General features: G+C 69.3%; 3 protein-coding genes. 1 reads left to right on the top strand and 2 read right to left on the bottom strand.

Going from position 1 to position 2,912, the window contains the following annotated elements:
* Positions 1–128: 128 nt before the first annotated feature.
* The gene (locus CRP51_RS27910) at positions 129–875 is read right to left on the bottom strand and encodes a hypothetical protein (protein WP_097234132.1); all 747 of its coding nucleotides are present in this window, start codon (positions 873–875) and stop codon (positions 129–131) included.
* Positions 876–934: 59 nt separating this feature from the next.
* Positions 935–1,690 carry a ParA family protein gene (locus CRP51_RS27905; RefSeq protein ID WP_097234131.1) on the bottom strand — a complete coding sequence of 252 codons (756 nt, stop codon included), beginning with the start codon at positions 1,688–1,690 and terminating at the stop codon, positions 935–937.
* A 103-nt stretch (positions 1,691–1,793) separates the two neighbouring features.
* On the opposite strand from CRP51_RS27905, the gene CRP51_RS27900 reads away from it, so the two are divergent.
* A complete protein-coding gene (locus tag CRP51_RS27900; RefSeq protein WP_097234130.1) occupies positions 1,794–2,654 on the top strand; it encodes a hypothetical protein in 861 nt (286 codons plus the stop codon).
* Positions 2,655–2,912: the final 258 nt, after the last annotated feature.

The following is a 2,912-nucleotide window of genomic DNA, read 5'->3' as shown; positions in this document are numbered from 1 at the left end:
AAACGCTCCCGCAACCCCGCAAGATCACCTTCAACGGCCACGGTCCTCGCAACTCCCACAGATCGCGGGTGTTGCGAGGACCGTTAGAACCCAAGAGGGGTGGCCGGGGCCTTTTCACGTTGAGGCGGTCAGCTCTCTGGGGCGTTGGACCTGATCTCTACATCCATGCCGATCGAGGTGGACAGGGACTCGATCAGCTCGCGCACCATCGTGCGGGTGCCCTCCGGGTCGCGTTCCATCGCGGCCTGAAGAGTCTCGGTGTTCAGCGCTCTTCTGGCCCGGGTCAGCGCCCTGTACGGGTCGCGAGCGGGCGGTACCTGCGGGGTGCCGTCGAGGCTCGCCAGATACGCGCTCACCGCTTCCTGGGTGGCGCGCTTCTTCCCTGCCGCCGCCGGCGGCAGGGCGGCGGCAGCGCCCTTGACGAGGTCGGCGGTAGTCGCCATACCTCGCGCCTGGACCAGCGCGAGGTAGAGCAGCGCAGCGGCGTCGACGCTGTACTCCTCAGCGATGGCGACCAGCTCTCGGGCCTGGCCGATCCCCAGCCGCCTGGAAACAGTTGTTTCTAGTTCGTTCGATTTCCCGCCGACCATTTCGAACAGGCGCTCCGTGATCCGCCACGTCCTGATCAACTGCCCCGCGTACTGAGGCGTGATGTCCCACAGCTCCCGGCAGTACTCCTCGAAACTGCCGTGGGTCGCCCGGTACAGCCGGCCGTCGCGGATCGCCTGGAGCGCCTTGCCCGCCGCCCAGTACGCGATCCGTAGGTTCTCCAGCGCGGCCTCGCACCGTCCCAGCAGCTCGCGCTCCTGGGTGATGAGTACCGGGGCGTCCGAGAGTTGCTGTGTGGGGAGTCGGTCGATAGCGCGGGCCAGCACGACTGCCGTGTCCGGTTTCCCGGGTCCCTGTGGGCCCCCGGTGTTGATCTGTCGTCCCATCAGAGCATCTGTTCCATCGTCAGGGCGACGCGCATGAAGTCCTCTCGGGCGTTCAGCGCGGTGCCGCTCATCTTGTACTCGGTGACGAGGGTGCCGTTCTCGAAGGCGTGCTCGTGGATCGAGTAGCGGCGGATCGGTTCGGAGACGCGAGGGTAGTTCCGCTCGTCGACCCACGCCTTCACCTTGCTCAGCTGCCGCTCGGACTTGTCCTTAGCTGGATCGTGCATGTTGATCACTACCAGGTAGGGGATGCTCCGCGGCTTGAGGACACGCTCGATCGTGAACTCGCACTCGCTCCAGGTCATGCTGGACGGAGTGATCGGCACGATCGCGAGATCCGCCACTTCCAGGACCTCGCGCATCGCATCGGCGGTGCGGCTCTGTCCCAGTGGGTCCGCACCCCAATCCGCGTCCGGGTCGACATCCAAGAAGCCGGGGGTGTCGACGATGATCCGGCGGCGTGAGGGGTCCTCGATGATGGACGGGAGGATGCCGGTCTTGCTCTTGGTCACGACGTAGTCGAACGGCAGCGCCTGCTCACGAACCCCGGCGCACCACCGCTCCAGCGTGCCCTGGACGTCGATGCCGGCGGCGACGACCGGAGCGCCGGTCTCGTCGTCAGCGGGCATAGGCGCCGACCGGCCCGCGCAGGCCGCCGTGTTCACCGCGATCGTCGACTTGCCCGCGCCGCCCTTCTGCTGGATCACGACGACCACCTTCGCCGTCCTAGTGGTCGTGCTGTCCGTGAATTCCATCCAGTGCCTCCTCATCCGTTGGTTTCACCGCCTTTGCGGCTACTCGGATCGGCGCCCAGCTTCCCACGGCGCACCTGAAACTTCCGGGCGCTACGGTGCGGCCATGCCCACCATGCCGCCGCTGCCTGATCCCGACCATGGCCGTCAGCTGTCGCTGGAGGACATCCCGGCGCCCTACGCCCCGCGTGGGGAGGGAGTCCTGGATGCGCGGGAGCGGGCGGATCTGGCGGTGTGTGAGGAGGCGATCGGGGCGACGCACCGCTCGCTCCTGGTGGCCGGCCGGGCGCTGGCCACCATCAACCGCGGGCGCCTCTACAGGGAGAGTCACCCGACGTTCGAGGCGTATGTCGAGGACCGCTGGAGCCTGTCGCGCTCCTACGTCTACCGGATGATCCGTGCCCTGCCCGTGGCTGAGGCGGTGTGGACAATTGGCCACACCGAGTTGACCGAGGGGCAGGCCCGCGAGCTGCTGCCGGTCATCCGACGGTGGGGCCCAGAGGGCGTGCGGATTGTCTACGAGGCAGTGGCGGCGATGCCGGGCCGGCCCACCGCCGCCCGCCTCCAGGCGGTGGTCGCGCTCATCGAGGAGCACCACCTCGCCCGGCCCGAGCAGACCCAGGACCTGGTCCAGGTTGCCACCGCCACCGGACGCCTCCAGACGACCCCGCCCGTCCCGGGCCCCCAGCCCGTGGTGGAGGCGCCGGCCGACACCGAGGGAGGGGAGGAGCAGGCCGCCTACGACGTCCAGGCCGCCGCTGAGTACGCGGCCGCCGAGGATCTCCAGCGCGCGCTCCGAACCGCGGCCGATGATGCCGAGCAGCTCCAGCGCCGCCTCCAACGCCTCGCCGACCAAGCCCAGCACACCCCACCCCTGGACCAGGGCGCCGCCCTGGAGACGCTCCAGCGCATCCGCCGGGCCGGCCGCCAGATCGCCACCATCCGCCTGGACCTGGAGGGCCGGTAGCCGGCTGGCCGTGGTGTGCGAGTGCGTCCCCGCCCGCCGTATCCAGATCAGCCCGGCCGCGCTGGAGGCCGGCCCTCTGCTGTGCGGGCTCTGCCGCGCCGATTTCGCTCCGGCAGACGGTGATTGAGCGCCCCGGGCGGGCAGGGTCCACGCCGAGACCGCTGCCTAACCGGTCGAGGGAGGGCACCACCAGGGTGTCGCCGGGCCGGAGGTAGTCGAGGCACGTCATCGGCGTCCTCCTCTGCTTCGCACACGATG

This window comes from Streptomyces zhaozhouensis (assembly GCF_900230195.1).
Lineage (GTDB): Bacteria > Actinomycetota > Actinomycetes > Streptomycetales > Streptomycetaceae > Streptomyces > Streptomyces zhaozhouensis.
Note: the sequence above shows the minus strand (reverse complement) of the source record. Positions and strands in the feature narration are given on the sequence as shown.